Source organism: Enterobacter sp. E14S, assembly GCF_055666685.1.
Map to the genome: position 1 here is coordinate 241,181 of NZ_JBVODQ010000003.1, position 18,491 is coordinate 259,671.

General features: G+C 56.4%; 15 protein-coding genes. 8 read left to right on the forward strand and 7 right to left on the reverse strand.

The window, feature by feature from the left end; genetic code table 11:
- The first annotated feature begins 8 nt into the window (after positions 1-8).
- Positions 9-1,283: a transposase gene (locus ACZ6J2_RS09300; RefSeq protein ID WP_471725523.1), complete on the forward strand. Its 1,275-nt coding sequence runs from the start codon at positions 9-11 to the stop codon at positions 1,281-1,283.
- Between the two features lie 155 nt (positions 1,284-1,438).
- On the opposite strand, the gene ACZ6J2_RS09305 is transcribed toward ACZ6J2_RS09300, so the two are convergent.
- The 3 genes from ACZ6J2_RS09305 to clpS all read right to left on the reverse strand — a co-directional run bounded on the left by ACZ6J2_RS09305 (position 1,439) and on the right by clpS (position 4,761).
- Positions 1,439-1,879, reverse strand: coding sequence for a hypothetical protein (locus tag ACZ6J2_RS09305; RefSeq protein WP_471725524.1), 441 nt, complete (start codon positions 1,877-1,879; stop codon positions 1,439-1,441).
- 254 nt (positions 1,880-2,133) lie between these two features.
- Positions 2,134-4,413, reverse strand: a complete 2,280-nt coding sequence (gene clpA, locus ACZ6J2_RS09310; RefSeq protein ID WP_008499992.1) for an ATP-dependent Clp protease ATP-binding subunit ClpA — start codon at positions 4,411-4,413, stop codon at positions 2,134-2,136.
- Positions 4,414-4,440: 27 nt separating this feature from the next.
- Entirely contained in the window at positions 4,441-4,761 is a 321-nt protein-coding gene (gene clpS, locus ACZ6J2_RS09315) for an ATP-dependent Clp protease adapter ClpS (RefSeq protein WP_006174393.1), read from the reverse strand.
- Positions 4,762-5,028: 267 nt separating this feature from the next.
- Between clpS and cspD the strand changes: the two genes are divergently transcribed.
- Positions 5,029-5,250 (forward strand): cold shock-like protein CspD, encoded by a 222-nt coding sequence (cspD, locus tag ACZ6J2_RS09320; protein ID WP_006809408.1) that lies wholly within the window; start codon positions 5,029-5,031, stop codon positions 5,248-5,250.
- Between the two features lie 70 nt (positions 5,251-5,320).
- On the opposite strand, the gene macB is transcribed toward cspD, so the two are convergent.
- Both macB and macA read right to left on the reverse strand, forming a co-directional pair.
- Entirely contained in the window at positions 5,321-7,261 is a 1,941-nt protein-coding gene (gene macB, locus ACZ6J2_RS09325; RefSeq protein WP_032658224.1) for a macrolide ABC transporter ATP-binding protein/permease MacB, read from the reverse strand.
- Positions 7,258-8,373: a macrolide transporter subunit MacA gene (macA, locus tag ACZ6J2_RS09330; RefSeq protein WP_096150398.1), complete on the reverse strand. Its 1,116-nt coding sequence runs from the start codon at positions 8,371-8,373 to the stop codon at positions 7,258-7,260. The genes macB and macA overlap by 4 nt, the downstream gene beginning before the upstream one ends.
- A gap of 159 nt (positions 8,374-8,532) precedes the next feature.
- On the opposite strand from macA, the gene ACZ6J2_RS09335 reads away from it, so the two are divergent.
- The gene (locus tag ACZ6J2_RS09335) at positions 8,533-9,489 is read left to right on the forward strand and encodes a VirK/YbjX family protein (protein WP_471725526.1); all 957 of its coding nucleotides are present in this window, start codon (positions 8,533-8,535) and stop codon (positions 9,487-9,489) included.
- Here ACZ6J2_RS09335 and ACZ6J2_RS09340 read toward each other — a convergent pair.
- Entirely contained in the window at positions 9,486-11,144 is a 1,659-nt protein-coding gene (locus ACZ6J2_RS09340) for an ATP-dependent endonuclease (protein ID WP_029739481.1), read from the reverse strand. The two genes, ACZ6J2_RS09335 and ACZ6J2_RS09340, sit on opposite strands and share 4 nt — an antisense overlap.
- Before the next feature lie 372 nt (positions 11,145-11,516).
- Between ACZ6J2_RS09340 and aqpZ the strand changes: the two genes are divergently transcribed.
- The 4 genes from aqpZ (at position 11,517) to hcr (ending at position 16,070) form a co-directional block, all read left to right on the forward strand.
- Positions 11,517-12,212 (forward strand): aquaporin Z, encoded by a 696-nt coding sequence (aqpZ, locus tag ACZ6J2_RS09345; protein ID WP_014883193.1) that lies wholly within the window; start codon positions 11,517-11,519, stop codon positions 12,210-12,212.
- 182 nt (positions 12,213-12,394) lie between these two features.
- Positions 12,395-13,294: a LysO family transporter gene (locus ACZ6J2_RS09350; RefSeq protein ID WP_033145072.1), complete on the forward strand. Its 900-nt coding sequence runs from the start codon at positions 12,395-12,397 to the stop codon at positions 13,292-13,294.
- A gap of 144 nt (positions 13,295-13,438) precedes the next feature.
- A complete protein-coding gene (gene hcp / locus ACZ6J2_RS09355; RefSeq protein WP_471725528.1) occupies positions 13,439-15,091 on the forward strand; it encodes a hydroxylamine reductase in 1,653 nt (550 codons plus the stop codon).
- A gap of 10 nt (positions 15,092-15,101) precedes the next feature.
- Positions 15,102-16,070, forward strand: a complete 969-nt coding sequence (hcr, locus tag ACZ6J2_RS09360) for an NADH oxidoreductase (protein WP_471725529.1) — start codon at positions 15,102-15,104, stop codon at positions 16,068-16,070.
- A gap of 91 nt (positions 16,071-16,161) precedes the next feature.
- Here the strand turns inward: hcr and ACZ6J2_RS09365 are convergent, their stop codons facing one another.
- Positions 16,162-16,596: a DoxX family protein gene (locus tag ACZ6J2_RS09365; RefSeq protein WP_033145069.1), complete on the reverse strand. Its 435-nt coding sequence runs from the start codon at positions 16,594-16,596 to the stop codon at positions 16,162-16,164.
- A 151-nt stretch (positions 16,597-16,747) separates the two neighbouring features.
- Between ACZ6J2_RS09365 and poxB the strand changes: the two genes are divergently transcribed.
- Positions 16,748-18,466 carry a ubiquinone-dependent pyruvate dehydrogenase gene (gene poxB, locus ACZ6J2_RS09370; RefSeq protein ID WP_023310968.1) on the forward strand — a complete coding sequence of 573 codons (1,719 nt, stop codon included), beginning with the start codon at positions 16,748-16,750 and terminating at the stop codon, positions 18,464-18,466.
- Positions 18,467-18,491: the final 25 nt, after the last annotated feature.

The window sequence follows — 18,491 nt, forward strand, 5'->3', positions numbered from 1 at the left end:
ATCAGTTGGTGAAGCACATGGAATCCGCTCCAAAAATAGATCTCAATGTTTGTAAAAGCTGGTCATGTCCAAATCTCGGAATACCAGATGCGAGTGATTATGTTTTTCCTGTTTATCGTCTGGGCTACGCTGCTCTTGAATGTCAAAAATGTGGCAGTCTTCCTCCACTGTTTAATACAAAAGAATGTGACGAGTGGTTCAGTCAATTCATGCAACGAAAATTAGGACATACAGGACAAGGTTGTCCCCGCTGTTTTACAGCTCACATCATTCGCTATGGATACACAAAAGCCAGAACACCCCGCTTTCAATGTTGTACCTGCCGTTATGTATTTACTCCACACTATGACAATGCTGTAGGCCTGAATAAAAATATCACCCTTCTTTCCCTGCTCGAACAAGGGGTGCACTCTGGTGAAACGACAAACCAAAGGGTGCTTGCGCAAGCGGTTAACGGGTTCGAGCGCGATCTGCATGTTTCACTCCCTGCGCTAACAAGGGTGTCAACGACCACAATGGTTATACCGTTTCAGGGTCATTCTGCCAGGCAGAAACTGTATGTTGTGATCAGTGCCGATGCTGACTCCGGCAAAATTATTCAAATAACAACCAACTATTGCGACTGGAAGGCAGGTGATTCATTGCTCTATCAGGGTTCTAAGTCTTTCCCTTCTTCGATACTACCGTCGAGCGATACCGCTCTTATTCGGGAGCAAGAAATGCAATTTCTTAAACGGAGTCAATTTGATGAAATTCAGTACGGTAGTGCCGAGCTTAAGCGAAACGACCGGGGAAGCATGGTTCGTCCTGTCATTACCATACACAGTCATTTCCAGCGATTAAAACGACGCTTCCCGGTTGTAACCGATCATTATCTCGCCCATGAGTGCGTTTTGCGCGGCGGGGCTATAACTGCCTGGTCAACAGAAGTCCGACTTGGGAAAACCGATCTTTGGTTTGTGTCTGAAAATATTGAAAACGCCAACCTCACTGACAAAGCATTTTGCCTTACTGGTAGCTGGAAAATGGGATGGTGGAAAAATGTGTGGCAGCGTTGGGATAATGGCGAGATATGCAAGATGATTGGCCTACTGACCGGACAGCAAAGTACAGCGGAACCCGCGTTGATTTCACTTGCATCCTGCACTGCATTTGCTGTCTGGCTGAACTCCCATCCATGGTCATTACAGTGTCATAACTTTGGGGCGCGGGTAGTGAGCCAGCATTTAGTGGGTCTTGGCTGTATTTACAACCAACAGATGAAGGAAAATTCAGGCAGTTAAGGTCTACATAACGCGAGCTGTACGGCAGCGAACTGAAAGCGAACTGCACTATTTTATTGTCCTCAAAAGTTATTAACGTCTTCCTGTAACACCCATTTTTACGAAGATTAATCCATTTGGCGTCAGAGGAACTCCCCCGACGCCTCGGATCGACGTCAGGAAATAATGTGAATTACCGTTTTTGCACTTTGAGGTGCAACGACATCTGCGGCCATCAAATGCGTAATGTCATGCAGCAGTCCCGTCAGGTGCGGCAACATATCGCAGTCAAAATGCGATACCAGCAGTATGTGGTTTAACGCCCGGCAGTAATCACACTTTGTTTCGGTATCTTCCAGCAGCCACTCTTTTTGTCTCGGTTGTTCCGCGTCGTCCTCAAACTCCACCACCTGAAAATCACGCATTGATTCTTTGAGGCCGGATTTCATTTCTTCCAGATACGCCCCCAGGCAGCGACAGACGGGCTGCGTTTGTGGGAGTGATGTGCAATCGAGGAGGATTTCGGTGAGCAATTTGCAGCGCTCTGCCAGGGTTGGGAGATCGGGGTTGAGGGAGAGTTCGCTATAAAGTTGGGCGAAATTATTAGTATCAGTCATATGTGATCCTTTATGCACGTAAGATTGTCTGTGCACACACTTTCAGGACGCCAATCCCGGCACCTGATTTTGCAGGTGCGCCGCCATTTTATTACTGTGGATTTATCCAGCAACTGACTTCGAAAGAAACTGGAAAGCGCCTCGCAAAATTCCTCTGCGGCCTGATGCCCTCACCCCAACCCTCTCCCACAGGGAGAGGGAGAAAACAAAAAAAAACGGCAACCGAAGTTGCCGTTTTGCTTTTACCTTACAACTCAGTGAGCCGCTTCCGGCTTGTGTTTCGCCGCACTCTGGAAATCGTACGTCAGTTCGTTCTTCGCCTGATCCAGCGCCACGGTCACCTGGCCGCCGTCCACCAGCGAGCCAAACAGCAGCTCGTTCGCCAGCGGTTTCTTCAGGTTGTCCTGAATCACGCGCGCCATCGGACGGGCCCCCATCGCGCGGTCGTAGCCTTTCTCGGCCAGCCAGTTGCGGGCCTCCTGGCTCACTTCCAGCGACACGCCTTTCTGATCCAGCTGAACCTGCAGCTCGACGATGAACTTGTCCACTACCTGATGGATCACCTCGGTAGACAGGTGATCGAACCAGATAATGTTGTCCAGACGGTTACGGAACTCCGGCGTGAAGATCTTCTTGATCTCCTCCATCGCATCGGTGCTGTTATCCTGGTGGATCAGGCCAATGGATTTCCGCTCGGTTTCACGCACGCCGGCGTTGGTGGTCATCACCAGCACCACGTTGCGGAAGTCCGCCTTGCGCCCGTTGTTGTCGGTCAGCGTCCCGTTGTCCATCACCTGCAGCAGGATGTTGAACACGTCCGGGTGCGCTTTCTCGATTTCATCGAGCAGCAGTACCGCGTGCGGATGCTTGATCACCGCGTCGGTGAGCAGGCCGCCCTGATCAAAGCCCACGTAGCCCGGAGGCGCACCAATCAAACGGCTGACGGTGTGACGCTCCATATACTCGGACATATCAAAGCGCAGCAGCTCAATGCCCAGCGCTTTGGAGAGCTGAACAGTCACCTCGGTTTTCCCCACGCCGGTTGGGCCAGCGAACAGGAAGGAACCGACAGGCTTGTGGTCATGCCCCAGCCCGGCGCGGGCCATCTTGATCGCTTCGGTTAAGGCCTCAATGGCTTTATCCTGACCAAAGACCAGCATTTTCAGGCGATTGCCGAGGGTGCGCAGCGTGTCGCGGTCGCTCTGAGAAACGCTCTTCTCAGGGATACGCGCGATACGGGCCACCACGGACTCGATATCCGCCACGTTAACGGTTTTCTTACGCTTGCTGGCCGGCATCAGGCGCGCACGCGCCCCTGCCTCATCAATCACGTCTATCGCCTTATCCGGCAGATGACGGTCATTGATGTATTTCACCGCCAGCTCCACCGCCGCACGGACCGCTTTCGCGGTGTAACGCACGTCGTGGTGCGCTTCGTACTTCGGCTTCAGGCCGTTGATGATCTGCACCGTTTCCTCGACGGACGGTTCGGTCACGTCGATTTTCTGGAAGCGGCGCGCCAGCGCACGGTCTTTCTCAAAGATGTTGCTGAACTCCTGGTAGGTCGTGGAGCCAATCACGCGGATCTTGCCGCTGGAGAGCAGCGGTTTGATCAGGTTCGCGGCATCCACCTGGCCACCGGAGGCGGCACCTGCCCCGATGATGGTGTGGATCTCATCGATAAACAGGATGCTGTTGGTGTCCTGCTCCAGCTGTTTTAACAGCGCCTTGAAGCGTTTTTCAAAATCACCGCGGTATTTGGTGCCCGCCAGCAGCGAGCCGATATCCAGCGAGTAGATGGTGCAGTCGGCAATCACTTCCGGCACGTCGCCCTGGACAATGCGCCAGGCAAGCCCTTCGGCAATCGCGGTTTTACCCACGCCTGACTCACCCACCAGCAACGGGTTGTTCTTGCGGCGACGGCACAGCACCTGGATCGCGCGCTCCAGCTCTTTATCGCGACCAATCAGCGGGTCGATACCGCCAACGCGAGCAAGCTGGTTAAGGTTGGTGGTGAAGTTTTCCATACGATCCTCCCCGCCTGCTTGCTCTTCATTGTTATTGACCTGATTGCTGGAATCCGATGCCTGGTTAGGCTCGTCTTTGCGCGTTCCGTGAGAAATAAAGTTAACCACGTCGAGGCGGCTGACTTCGTGTTTGCGCAGCAGGTAGGCAGCCTGCGACTCCTGCTCGCTGAAGATGGCGACTAAGACGTTTGCGCCAGTCACTTCGCTACGCCCGGAAGACTGGACGTGGAATACCGCGCGCTGCAGCACGCGCTGGAAGCTGAGCGTCGGCTGCGTGTCGCGCTCTTCTTCACTGGCTGGCAGCACCGGTGTGGTTTGTTCGATGAAGGCTTCGAGTTCCTGACGTAGCGCCACCAGATCCACGGAGCAGGCTTCCAGCGCTTCGCGGGCAGATGGATTGCTAAGCAGTGCGAGCAGTAAATGCTCGACGGTCATAAACTCATGTCGGTGCTCACGCGCTCTGGCGAAAGCCATGTTTAAACTGAGTTCCAGTTCTTGATTGAGCATAGGCACCTCCCCCAATTTTATGCCTTATCAGGCCTTTTCCAGCGTACACAGCAACGGATGCTCGTTCTCCCTCGCATAGTCGTTCACCATCGCCACTTTGGTTTCCGCCACTTCGGCTGTGAAGATGCCGCAGATAGCTTTGCCACGATAATGAACGGTAAGCATCAGTTGCGTTGCACGTTCTACATCATAAGAAAAGAACTTTTGTAGCACGTCAATAACAAATTCCATCGGCGTGTAATCATCGTTCATTAACATAACTTTATACATAGATGGCGGTTTTAGCGCGTCGCGCACTTTGTCTTCCGCCAGCTGGTCGAAATCCAGCCAATCGTTGGTCTTACCCATTATGCATAACCACTTTGAATCTACCTCAGATGTTAGATAACAATCATCTATTACTGTCATCCGCGATGTCTGTCACAAACTGTTGCAATAGCGTTAACTGCTTCAAACTTTGGTTGATTATTGTCCCATCTCCAGCGCCAAACGCTTGACGACTTCTTTCGTTTCTCTAAATTGTACAAGCGTGAGATGGCGAGGTTTTGAACAGCCCCCACTCCACCACCGGTTCATTCCATCTTAACTTATAAGATTTACGAAGGATGTCGAAGCATGGAAATGGGTACTGTTAAGTGGTTCAACAACGCCAAAGGGTTTGGCTTCATCTGCCCCGAAGGCGGCGGCGAGGATATCTTCGCTCACTATTCCACCATTCAGATGGATGGTTACAGAACGCTCAAAGCCGGGCAGTCCGTCCGGTTCGATGTACATCAGGGACCAAAAGGCAATCATGCAAGCCTAATCGTACCCGTTGAAGCAGAGACGGTTGCATAGCTCTCTGTTTTATTGTGTACATCCCGCAGTCAAAATGCCAGCCCGATCGGCTGGCATTTTTATTTTCGGGTTATTCCCGAGCCAGCGCGTCCACCGGATCCAGCCGCGCCGCGTTGCGGGCGGGCAACCAGCCAAACAAAATGCCGGTAAAGGTCGAACACAAAAATGCGGTAATAATGGCAACCGGCGAGAAGCCAATCTCCCAGCCGGGTAAAAAGAGCTGAAGCGCAAACGCGATCATCATCGAGAGCGCAATACCCATCGCCCCGCCAACCAGACACACCAGCACCGCTTCAATCAAAAACTGCTGCAGCACATCGCTGGCCCGGGCGCCGACCGCCATGCGAATGCCGATCTCCCGGGTACGTTCGGTTACCGACACCAGCATGATATTCATCACCCCGATGCCGCCGACGACCAGCGAAATCACCGCCACCAGCGTGAGGAACAGCTGAAGAGTACGTGTGGTCTTTTCCGCCGTTTTCAAGAGGCCGTCCATATTCCAGGTGAAGAAATCTTTCTTCCCGTGGCGCAGGGTTAACAGCCGTTCAAGCTGCTGTTCGGCCAGCGCGCTGTCGTAGCCCTCCTTCACGCGTACAGTGATGGAGTTGAGCCAGGACTGCCCCATAATCCGCCCTGAGATGGTGGTGTAGGGCAGCCAGACGCGCAGGATCTTGCTGCTGCCAAACATCGACTGCTTCTCTTCCGCCACGCCGATGACCGTGGCAGGCATGTTGCCGACCAGAATCACTTCGCCCACCACGTTGGCTTTGTTTGGGAAGAGCTGCCTGCGCGAGTTCGCGTCCAGCACCACCACCTGCGCCCTGCCCGCCAGCTGCTCGGCGTTGAAGGTAGCGCCTTCGCTGAAGGTCATGCCGTAGACGTTGAAATAGTCTCCGCTCACGCCGTTAGCGCTGGCGGCCACGTCAACGTTGCCCACGCGCAGACGCAGGTTCTGCGAAACCGCAGGCGTGGCGGAGTTCACCCACGGCTGCTTCTGAATCGCCGCCAGATCGTCGTATTTCAGCGCCTGCTGATACTGCGGCTCGTCGTCGCCAAAGTCTTTGCCGGGATAGACATCAATGGTGTTGGTGCCGATGGCGCGAATATCGGCCAGCACCAGCTGCTTCGCCGCGTCGCCCACCACCACGATCGACACCACCGAGGCGATACCGATAATGATGCCGAGCATCGTCAACAGGGTACGCATTTTATTGGCCGCCATCGCCAGCCAGGCCATGGTCAGCGCTTCGCGAAAGCCGCTGGAGAACTGCCCCCAGCCGGTTGATGCCGGCAGCGCTTCTTTCGGCGCCGCAGCCCTGGACTCACGCGGCGGCGGGTTGCTGACCAGCTCGCCGTCGTGGATCTCGATAATGCGTTCCGCCTGCGCCGCCACCTGCGGATCGTGGGTAACAATGATGACCGTGTGACCCTGATCGCGAAGCTGGTGAAGGATCGCCATCACCTCTTCGCCGGAATGGCTGTCGAGCGCGCCGGTCGGTTCATCCGCAAGGATCACCTGCCCGCCGTTCATCAGCGCACGGGCAATACTCACGCGCTGCTGCTGGCCGCCGGACAGCTGCGACGGCTGGTACTCCACCCGCTCCGCCAGCCCCAGACGCGTCAGCAGCATCTGCGCACGCTCAAGGCGCTTTTTACGCTCGACGCCCGCATACACCGCAGGCACTTCCACGTTCTGCGCCGCATTCAGGTGAGAAAGCAGGTGGTAACGCTGGAAGATAAAGCCGAAGTGTTCCCGGCGCAGCTTCGCCAGCGCGTCGCCGTCCAGCGTGGAGACATCCGTCCCGGCCACGCGATAGGTCCCGCTGGTCGGTTTATCCAGACAGCCGAGAATGTTCATCAGCGTCGATTTACCGGAACCCGATGCCCCGACAATCGCCACCATTTCGCCCGCCTCCACGCGCAGGGAGATGCCCTTCAGTACCTCCACCGGACCGTCGCCTGACGGATAGCTGCGACGAATGTTATTCAGCTCAAGCAGCGCCGTCATTTAGCGGCTCCGGGCAGGCTTTCGCTGACAACAACCTCCTCGCCCTCTTCCAGCCCTTTCACCACCACCACGTCGGTGTCGTTGCGCGCGCCGATCACGACCTCGCGCTCGCGCGTTTCGCCGTTGCGCAGCACTTTCACTTTATAACGGCTATCCCCGGCGGACTCGCCGAGCGCAGAGAGCGGAATGGTCAGCACGTTCTTCACGCCGGTCAGCTGGATATGCACCTGTGCGGTCATGTCCAGACGCAGCACGCCCTGCGGGTTTGGCACCTCAAAGCGGGCATAGTAGAAGATAGCGTCGTTAACTTTTTCCGGCGTCGGCAGAATGTCTTTCAGCACGCCTTCGTAGCGCGTCTGCGGGTCGCCAAGCACCGTAAACCAGGCGTTCTGCCCCGGCTTAAGATGGATCACATCCGCCTCTGAGACCTGGGCTTTGACCAGCATAGTGCTCATGTCCGCCAGCGTCAGAATGTTCGGCGCCTGCTGCGCAGCAATCACCGTCTGGCCCTGCAGCGTGGTGATCTGGGTCACTTCGCCCGCCATCGGTGCGACGATTTTGGTGTAGTCGAGGTTGGTTTTTGCCGTATCCAGCGAGGCCTGATTGCGTTTGATCTGCGCGTCAATCGTGCCAATTTGCGCCTGTTTGACCGCCAGTTCTGTGGTGGCAGTATCTAAATCCTGTTTTGAAATAGCCTGGGTTTTGGCCAGCGCCTGCTGACGGGTCAGCGTTACCTGAGCCAGGTTACGTTCTGCCAGCGCCTGCGCACGCTGCGCGCGCAGCTCCATCAGCGTGGCTTCCACCTCGCGGATCTGGTTCTCAGCCTGCTCAGGATCGATAACGCCGAGCAGCTGGCCTTTTTTCACCTTGTCGCCAATCTCAACCGACAGCGTTTTCAGCTGGCCGCTGACCTGAGCGCCGACGTCAACCTTGCGCAGCGCGTCAAGCTTGCCCGTCGCGAGGACGTTTTGCTGCAGTTCGCCCGGGCGAACAATCAGCGTCTGATACTGCGGCACCGGTGCATTCAGCACCTGCCATAGCCAGTACCCACCGGCTAAAACCGCGACCGCCAGCAGCAGAAACAGCGTTCTGCGTTTTCCCTTGAGGTTCATAAATATTCCAAATAAATGTTCTGGCAATTATAAATGTTGATTCTATCTAAACGACTCCTCAACGAAACCCCTGTTCTCCGAAATCGCCCTAATTTGTTTATGAGACGTTGACATTTCCCCTGTTGAAATAGCGATATTCCAAAAGGATCAGGATCTACCATGTCTTCTATCGTCGATACATCACTTTCAAACCTGCCGCAGCCAAAATCCGGCTGGCAGCTCTTCAAAAACCTGGCTTTTGGTGAGATCGCACCCGGGCTGGCATGGGAAAAAACCGCCTACCGACGTAAGTTCATGCTGCGTTCACTGGCGACACCGCTCAGCACCGCTCGCCTGCTGTCTGATCTTGCGAAACATCCGCACCTGATGCAAATGCTCCAGGTTCAGCCGGGGCTGCCGTGTCGCCTTCATCGTCCGTGGCTGACGGTCAATATGGATCGACAGCGTGCGCTGGAATCGCTGTCCTGGCACTATCAGATGATGTGTCGCCAGCTGCCGGCAACGCTGACAAAGGGTTACCTTTCAAAGCAGGGCGTGACTCTGCTGACCTTAACCGGAAAAGATGAACAGCAATTTACCGTCCGCCTGTGTGCCGACGCGTTTATGGATAAAGAGGGAGAAGCTACCCTCGTTTTCTGTGACAGTCAAAATACGGCGCTGGCGGAGATGACCTTTACGCTATGCCAGTTTGAGGGAAAATCAACGCTGTTCATTGGCGGTTTGCAGGGCGCAAAAGCGCATGTTCCCCATGAGCTGATCCAGGGTGCGACGAAAGCCTGCCACGGTCTGTTCCCGAAACGTCTGCTGGTCGAGGCCGCAATGACGCTCGGCGCCGCGTTCCCGGTAGAGCAGATTGTCGCCGTCAGTAACGATACCCATATTTATCGCAGCTGGCGCTACCGCAAGAAAAAAGAGGGCAAACTGCTGGCCGATTACGACAGTTTCTGGCTCTCCATCGGCGGTGAAAAGCAGGACAACGGTAACTTTATGCTGCCGCTCGTCATGCCGCGTAAACCGATGGAAGAGATCGCCAGCAAAAAACGCTCCGAATATCGCCGCCGCTACGCGCTGCTGGATAGCCTGATTCAGCAGGTGAAACAGGCGACCCAGCGCTAATCCGCTTTCCCGCGTGCCAGCCACAGCACGCGGGAGAACATCTTCCGCAGCAGGGTCGGTACCGCCTCCACGCCCCGCCTCCCCGCTTCCGTCGCCACTTCAATGGCTAAATCCGGTTTTGACGAACGGTGAATGGCTTTGGCGATCACCCGCCGCATGTTCATTGGGACATCGACCGGCACCATGGCAATTCGGTGGAAGACGTCGTCGAACCCCTGGCGATACATAAAGTGTTCCATGTCCATCGCGGGCAGCATGGTTAAATGGTCGCGCTCTTCCTCGCGCTCGTTATTCAGCAGGCTCCGCACGGTCGAGGCATATTTTTTACCCGCCTCATCACCGTCGACCAGCACGTGCCACTCGATCCCCATCCGGCGGGCAAATTTTATCAGCGGCTTTAATCCCGACTGGGCGAATTCGATCACCTTAATGCCTTCCGCATCAAAATGGTGGCCGCACTGGCGCGCCAGCTCGTTGATGACCCAGGTTTCCGTCTCCCCCTCCACCAGCAGCCAGCAGCGGGCAAAGAGCGACGACGCCCGGTTAAAGCGAATATGAAATGCGATGCGCCGCCCGTCTTCCGCGTTCAAACCGCCCGGCCCAAGCCGGAAAGCGGAGACGCGGGAGGATTCACGCACCAGGCGACAGACGTGTTCTACCGGCGTCAGCGATAATAATTCCCCGGAATTAGTGGTCGTGATGCGCTGGAGCGGCAGCAGGTTCAGCAGATGCCATGCCACGGAGAGCATGATGGGATGCAGGCGCGTTTCCGGGTCTTCCACCAGCAGCAGCGGCCGGGCGTCCCGGTCCAGACGAACGGTGCCTTTGGCCTGCAGAAGGGTTGAAAACAGCCCCAGCAGAATCACCCGATGGGTGCGACCGCCGGGCCGGTCGATCATCCGGTTAATGATGTCGAGGTAACGCCAGCTTCGCTGCTCATCATGAGAGCGGCGGCGCATCAGACGGTGGCGCGATTCCGACGTGCCCTGCTCGGAAAAATAGTGCTCAAGGAGTTGCACCATTGCGGACAACCCCTGACGAATTTGGCCATCGGTCAGATTCTGCGGACGCGACACCAGCTCTCTGGCCAGAAAATCCAGCTCGCGGGCGGTGACTTCCACTTCCGGCATATTGGGTACGGTTCCGTTACGAATACGCCGCATAAAGCGCGCATCGCGCAGGCGTAACACCGGCGTCAGGCGGATCAGGTGGCGGGCCAGATCGTCGATATTGTCCAGCGGGATCGGGTTGGCTTTCTCATCGAGAAAATCACGCAGGGTGAGTACCCCCTCGTTCTCCGCCATCTCGCCTTCCAGCCGATAGAAAATCCGGTGGAAACCGTCATCGCACGGCACCCAGCAGGGTGACAGCGGGCGGAAGCGACGCACGCGGTGACGTCCGGGTTCGGATTCGCGAAACGTCAGGATGATATGCAGGTGCTTCTCGCGCCCCGTCACGTCGCCGGGCGGGAACCAGAAATCGTCGCGGACGAAGTGATACAGATCGTCCTCGGGCGAAAGCAGTAGCGTCAATGCATCCAGCAGGCTGGACTTACCCCACGCGTTCTCGCCGATCAGGACGTTGTTCTGCTCCAGCTGCAGCGACAGGCGGTTAATACCGCGAAACCCGACAATTTCCACACGTTCGAGAAGCATAAATCCCCCGCGATATGATCACTTTTTCCTTCAAGTTATCAGCAGTATAGCGGGATGCAGACGGGCTTGACACTGCAATCCGCCTCCATAACCTGGCGGAAGCACGAAAAATTCAGAATTTATCCATCAGGTTTCATTTGAAATAACCCACATCTCGCAAGATACTACCGCCCGCAAATTGGACTATGCTCTATTTACCTCCAGTTTGAACAAGGATTGACATCACATTGCCTTAAATCAAATTAATCGAATTTATTTAAGTGGCGAAGGGGTGTTGTTGGTTTTTAAAATACGGGCTCTTTGAGTCGTCATCCCTTTATGGCGATATATCCCGCGCGCGGGAATGCGTGCGGATAATTATTTGAGGTGGTTATGTTTAGAAAATTGGCAGCAGAATGCTTTGGTACATTCTGGCTGGTATTTGGTGGCTGCGGTAGCGCCGTTCTGGCAGCAGCATTCCCGGAATTAGGCATTGGTTTTGTCGGCGTCGCGCTGGCGTTTGGTTTAACCGTATTAACCATGGCGTTTGCCGTGGGGCATATTTCCGGCGGTCATTTTAACCCGGCAGTGACGTTAGGTTTATGGGCGGGCGGCCGTTTCCCGGCGAAAGACGTAATTGGCTACATTGTGGCGCAGGTGGTTGGCGGTATTATTGCGGCGGGCGTTCTGTACGTGATTGCCAGCGGTAAAGCCGGCTTCGACGCGGCGGCCAGCGGCTTTGCCTCTAACGGCTTCGGCGAACACTCTCCGGGCGGCTACTCCATGCTGTCTGCCATCGTGATTGAAATCGTGCTGACCGCCGGCTTCCTGCTGGTGATCCACGGCGCAACGGACAAACACGCGCCAGCCGGTTTTGCCCCGATTGCCATTGGTCTGGCGCTGACGCTTATCCACCTGATTTCTATTCCGGTCACCAACACCTCCGTTAACCCGGCACGCAGCACCGCCGTCGCCATCTTCCAGGGCGGCTGGGCGCTTGAGCAGCTGTGGCTGTTCTGGGTGATGCCAATTATCGGCGGTATTCTGGGTGGCGTGCTGTATCGCACCCTGCTGGAAAAACGCGATTAATCTTTCCCTCCCTCTCCCCGTGGGAGAGGGCCGCGGTGAGGGCCACAGGCCGCACACCCCACATAGACACAAGCCGGGTAAGGCGTAGCCGCCACCCGGCTTTCTTTTGCCGCTTTACTGAACAGCCTTTATTGGGTAGTGTCACTGGCGTTTAACCGATACTCCAAAAGGACCGGCTGTTCATGTTTTCAGGACTCCTCATCATTTTGCTGCCCTTGATCGTGGGCTATCTTATTCCGCTGCATCGTGAATCCGCATTAAGGCTCATTAATCGATTCCTGAGCTGGATTGTCTACGTTATTCTTTTCTTTATGGGGATTAGCCTGGCATTCCTGGACAATCTGTCGGCGAATTTACTCTCCATCCTCCATTATTCTGTCGTCACCGTGGTGGTTATTTTGCTGTGCAATATTGCCGCGCTGCTGTGGCTGGAACGCACTATTCCGTGGAAAAATCACCATCATCAGGAAAAACTTCCTTCACGAATTGCAATGGCGCTTGAATCATTAAAATTATGCGGCGTCGTGGTGCTCGGTTTTCTTCTTGGGCTGACCGGTTGGGCATTTTTACAGCACGCGACTGAGGCCAGTGAATATACGCTGATCTTCCTGCTGTTCCTGATTGGTATTCAGCTGCGAAATAATGGCATGACGCTGAAACAAATTGTCCTGAACCGCCGGGGGATGATGGTTGCCGTTATGGTTGTCGCCAGTTCAATGGTGGCGGGCGTCATCAACGCCTTTATTCTCGATCTGCCGCTGAAAACCGGCCTGGCGATGGCGTCCGGTTTTGGCTGGTATTCGCTCTCCGGTATTCTGCTGACCGAATCATTCGGCCCGGTGATCGGCAGCGCCGCCTTCTTTAACGATCTGGCGCGAGAGCTGATTGCCATCATGCTGATCCCGAGCCTGGTTCGCCGCAGTCGTTCTACCGCGCTGGGCCTGTGTGGTGCAACGTCGATGGACTTTACCCTGCCGGTACTCCAGCGCTCCGGAGGTCTGGAGATGGTGCCCGCGGCTATCGTGCACGGCTTTATTTTAAGCCTGCTGGTTCCGGTCCTGATGGCCTTCTTCTCTGCCTGATACTTCTTTGGCGGTAGGTTTCCTGCCGCCAAAATTGCGCTAAATCAATCTCCCTCTATTTTGTAGCAGAAAGCCCTTTTCTCCGTTCTGGCACAGGCATAACCTTAAACATGTATATCAAATATAACTTTAACAGGTGTGATTATGTTTTGTGTGCAATGTGAACAAACCATCCGTACCCCGGCAGGCAATGGCTGCTCTTACGCACAGGGTATGTGCGGCAAAACCGCAGAAACATCTGACCTGCAGGACCTGCTGATTGCCGCCCTGCAAGGCCTTTCCGCATGGGCGTTCAAAGCCCGCGAATACGGCATTGTCGACCATTACGTCGACAGCTTCGCCCCGCGCGCCTTCTTCTCCACGCTGACCAACGTCAACTTCGACTCTACGCGCATTGTCGGCTATGCCCGCGAAGCGATTGCCCTGCGTGAAGCGCTGAAAGCACAGTGCCTGAAGGCGGACGCCAGCGCCCGCGTGGAAAACCCGATGTCTGAACTTCAGCTCGTCAGCGACGATCTGGGCGAGCTCCAGCGTCAGGCGGCAGAATTTACGCCGAATAAAGACAAAGCGGCGATTGGCGAGAACATTCTCGGCCTGCGCCTGCTGTGCCTGTACGGCCTGAAAGGCGCTGCGGCCTATATGGAACACGCGCACGTTCTGGGTCAGTACGACAATGAGATTTACGCCCAGTACCACAAAATCATGGCGTGGCTGGGTACCTGGCCCGCCGATATGAACGCGCTGCTGGAATGCTCAATGGAAATCGGCCAGATGAACTTCCGCGTGATGAGCATTCTTGACGCCGGTGAAACCAGCACCTACGGCCACCCGACGCCGACGCAGGTCAACGTCAAGGCGACCGAAGGCAAGTGCATCCTGATTTCCGGTCACGACCTGAAAGATCTCTACAACCTGCTGAAGCAAACCGAAGGCACCGGCGTTAACGTCTATACCCACGGCGAAATGCTCCCGGCGCACGGCTACCCGGAACTGCGTAAATTTAAGCATCTGATCGGTAACTACGGTAGCGGCTGGCAGAACCAGCAGGTGGAGTTCGCCCGCTTCCCTGGCCCTATTGTGATGACTTCTAACTGCATCATCGACCCGACCGTCGGCGCGTACGATGACCGCATCTGGACCCGCAGCATCGTCGGCTGGCCGGGCGTGAGCCATCTTGAAGGTGACGATTTCGGTCCGGTTATCGCCCAGGCTCAGCAGATGGCGGGTTTCCCGTACAGCGAAATCCCACACCTCATTACCGTCGGCTTCGGTCGTGAAACCCTGCTGGGTGCCGCTGATTCGCTGATCGATCTCGTCAGCCGTGAAAAGCTGCGCCACATCTTCCTCGTCGGCGGCTGCGACGGCGCGCGCGGCGAGCGTAACTACTTCACCGATTTCGCCACCAGCGTGCCGGAAGACTGCCTGATCCTGACCCTGGCGTGCGGCAAATACCGTTTCAACAAGCTGGACTTCGGCGACATCGAAGGTCTGCCGCGCCTGATCGATGCGGGCCAGTGTAACGATGCTTACTCGGCCATCATTCTGGCGGTCACCCTGGCGGAGAAACTGGGCTGCGGCGTGAACGACCTGCCGCTGTCGCTGGTGCTGTCATGGTTCGAGCAGAAAGCGATTGTCATCCTGCTGACCCTGCTCTCTCTCGGCGTCACCAACATCGTGACCGGCCCGACCGCGCCAGGCTTCCTGACGCCGGACCTGCTGGCGGTGCTGAACGAGAAATTCGGCCTGCGTTCCGTGACCAACGTTGAAGATGATATGAAACAGCTGCTGAGCGCGTAAGGAGTTATTCATGACCATGCCAACCTCACAATGTCCGTGGCGGATGCAGGTTCATCACATCCATCAGGAGACGCCGGATGTGTGGACGCTGTCGCTGCTGTGCCACGACTACTATCCGTACCGTGCAGGCCAGTACGCGTTGGTCAGCGTTCGCAATTCGGCGGATACGCTGCGCGCCTACACGATCTCCTCAACGCCGGGCGTGAGCGAGTACATTACGCTCACCGTCCGCCGCATTGACGACGGCGCGGGCTCGCAGTGGCTGACGCGGGACGTCAAGCGCGGGGATTACATCTGGCTGTCTGACGCACAGGGTAATTTCACCTGTGACGACAAAGCAGACGATAAATTCCTGCTGCTGGCGGCGGGCTGTGGCGTGACGCCGATTATGTCGATGCGCCGCTGGCTGGCAAAAAACCGTCCGCAGGCCGACGTGCAGGCGATTTTCAGCGTGCGTTCCCCGGAAGATGTGATTTTTGCCGGGGAATGGCGTGATTATCCGGTGACGCTGGTGGCGGAGCACAACGCGACCCACGGCTTTGTGCCCGGTCGCCTGAGCCGCAAGCTGCTGCAAAGCGTGCCGGATATCGCGAACCGCACCGTGATGACCTGCGGCCCGGCGCCGTACATGGACATCGTGGAAAAAGAGGTGAAAGCGCTTGGCGTGACCCGCTTCTTCAAAGAGCAGTTCTTCACGCCGGTGGCGGAAGCGGCAACCAGCGGCATTACCTTCACCAAACTGCAGCCTGCGCAGACCTTCTTTGGCCGCGTGGGGACCACGCTGCTGGAAGCGCTGGAAAGCAACAAGGTGCCGGTAGCGGCGGCCTGCCGCGCGGGCGTGTGCGGCTGCTGTAAGACGAAGGTTGTTTCCGGGGAGTACACCGTCACCAGCACCATGACGCTGTCCGACGCGGAAATTGCCGAGGGTTACGTACTGGCGTGCTCATGCCATCCGCAAGGGGATCTGGTCCTCGCATAAACGGTAAACGTTCTATGGTAGGCCCGGTAAGCGTCAGCGCCACCGGGCTTTTTTGTCGGGTGGCACTGCGTTTACCCGACCTACAACAACCCTACCGCCACGCGGGCGCTTTACCCAGCGCAAACCGCCCCGCCCCTAAAAATGCGACCGCCAGCGAGCCGATAAAGAAGTACACCAGGCTTTCAATCGCCCATGCGCCTACCTTATCGAGGGCGAGCGTTTCCCCCATTCCCACCATCAGCCACGCAACAATCATCGTAAAGGCCAGCACCAGCGCAGCAGGACGCGTAAAGAGCCCGACAATAATCAGAATCGGTGCCACTACTTCGCCAACCAAGACGCCGTAGGCGATAAATCCCGGCAGCCCTTTTTCCACCAGCATGCCGCTGATAAAGCCCACGCCGCCAAAAAGCTTGTGCAAACCGTGAAAAAGCATCAGCCCGCCGACGGCAAGTCGTAACAAGAGTTTGCCAAGATCGTCGCACGATAGCTTTTCATTAACAGCGATTAACAATGATTTAACCATTTGAAATAATTCCTGTTTTTACCGAGGTAACACCAGATTATGCCGAATAATTGCGCATGAAAAGCACCTTTTAATTGGGGGGATGCGACGGGCAATACGGAGACTTTCTTCTAAGCTTGTAAGCGATATCACAAAAAGGAGACGGACAACCATGAAACAAACCGTGGCTGCATATATAGCGAAAACGCTCGAACAGGCTGGCGTGAAACGTATCTGGGGCGTAACCGGCGATTCCCTGAACGGACTCAGCGACAGCCTCAACAAGATGAAGACTATCGAATGGATGCCTACCCGCCATGAAGAGGTTGCCGCCTTCGCCGCAGGCGCTGAAGCACAGCTCACGGGGGAACTGGCCGTGTGTGCGGGCTCGTGCGGTCCCGGCAACCTGCATCTGATCAACGGGCTGTTCGACTGTCACCGTAACCACGTGCCGGTACTGGCGATTGCCGCCCATATCCCCTCTTCCGAAATCGGCAGCGGCTATTTTCAGGAGACGCATCCGCAGGAGCTGTTCCGTGAATGCAGCCACTATTGCGAGCTGGTTTCATCCCCGGAGCAGATCCCGCAGGTGCTGGCGATAGCCATGCGCAAGGCCGTGCTGAACCGCGGCGTTTCTGTGGTTGTTATCCCGGGCGATGTTGCCCTCAAGGCCGCGCCGGAAGGGGCCAGCACCCACTGGTATCATGCCCCACAGCCGGTGGTGACGCCTGCTGAAGAGGAGCTGAAAAAGCTGGCCCAGCTGCTGCGGTACTCCAGCAATATCGCCCTGATGTGCGGCAGCGGCTGCGCGGGCGCGCATAAAGAATTACTTGAGTTCGCCGGTAAGCTCAAAGCGCCGATCGTCCACGCCCTGCGCGGCAAAGAGCACGTGGAATACGACAACCCCTTTGATGTGGGGATGACCGGTCTGATCGGTTTCTCCAGCGGCTTTCACACCATGATGAACGCCGACACGCTGATCCTGCTCGGCACCCAGTTCCCGTATCGCGCGTTCTACCCGACGGATGCCAAAATCATTCAGATTGATATCAATCCGGCCAGCATCGGCGCGCACAGCAAGGTCGATATGGCGCTGGTGGGCGATATCAAATCCACGCTTGCCGCCCTGCTGCCGCTGCTGGAAGAAAAAACGGACCGCAAGTTCCTTGATAAAGCCCTGAGCGACTATCGCGACGCCCGCAAGGGGCTGGACGACCTCGCCAAACCGAGCGACAAAGCCATTCACCCGCAGTATCTGGCGCAGCAGATCAGCCATTTCGCGGACGACGACGCCATCTTCACCTGCGACGTGGGCACGCCAACCGTCTGGGCGGCACGCTATCTGAAGATGAATGGCAAACGCCGCCTGCTCGGCTCGTTTAACCACGGCTCGATGGCCAACGCCATGCCGCAGGCGCTGGGCGCAAAAGCGACGGCCCCGGAGCGTCAGGTGGTGGCGATGTGCGGCGACGGCGGGTTCAGCATGCTGATGGGGGATTTCCTGTCGGTGGTGCAGATGAAGCTCCCGCTGAAAATCGTGGTCTTTAACAACAGCGTGCTGGGCTTCGTGGCGATGGAGATGAAGGCCGGAGGCTATCTCACGGACGGCACCGAGCTGCACGACACCAACTTCGCGCGCATCGCCGAGGCCTGCGGCATCACCGGTATTCGCGTAGAGAAAGCCTCAGAGGTGGATGAAGCCCTGCAGCGCGCGTTTTCCATCGACGGTCCGGTGCTGGTGGATGTCGTCGTCGCCAAAGAGGAGCTGGCGATCCCGCCGCAGATCAAGCTGGAACAGGCCAAAGGCTTTAGCCTGTATATGCTGCGCGCCATCATCAGCGGTCGCGGTGACGAGGTGATCGAACTGGCAAAAACCAACTGGCTCAGGTAAAACATCTGGCATCGCCTTTTTAATA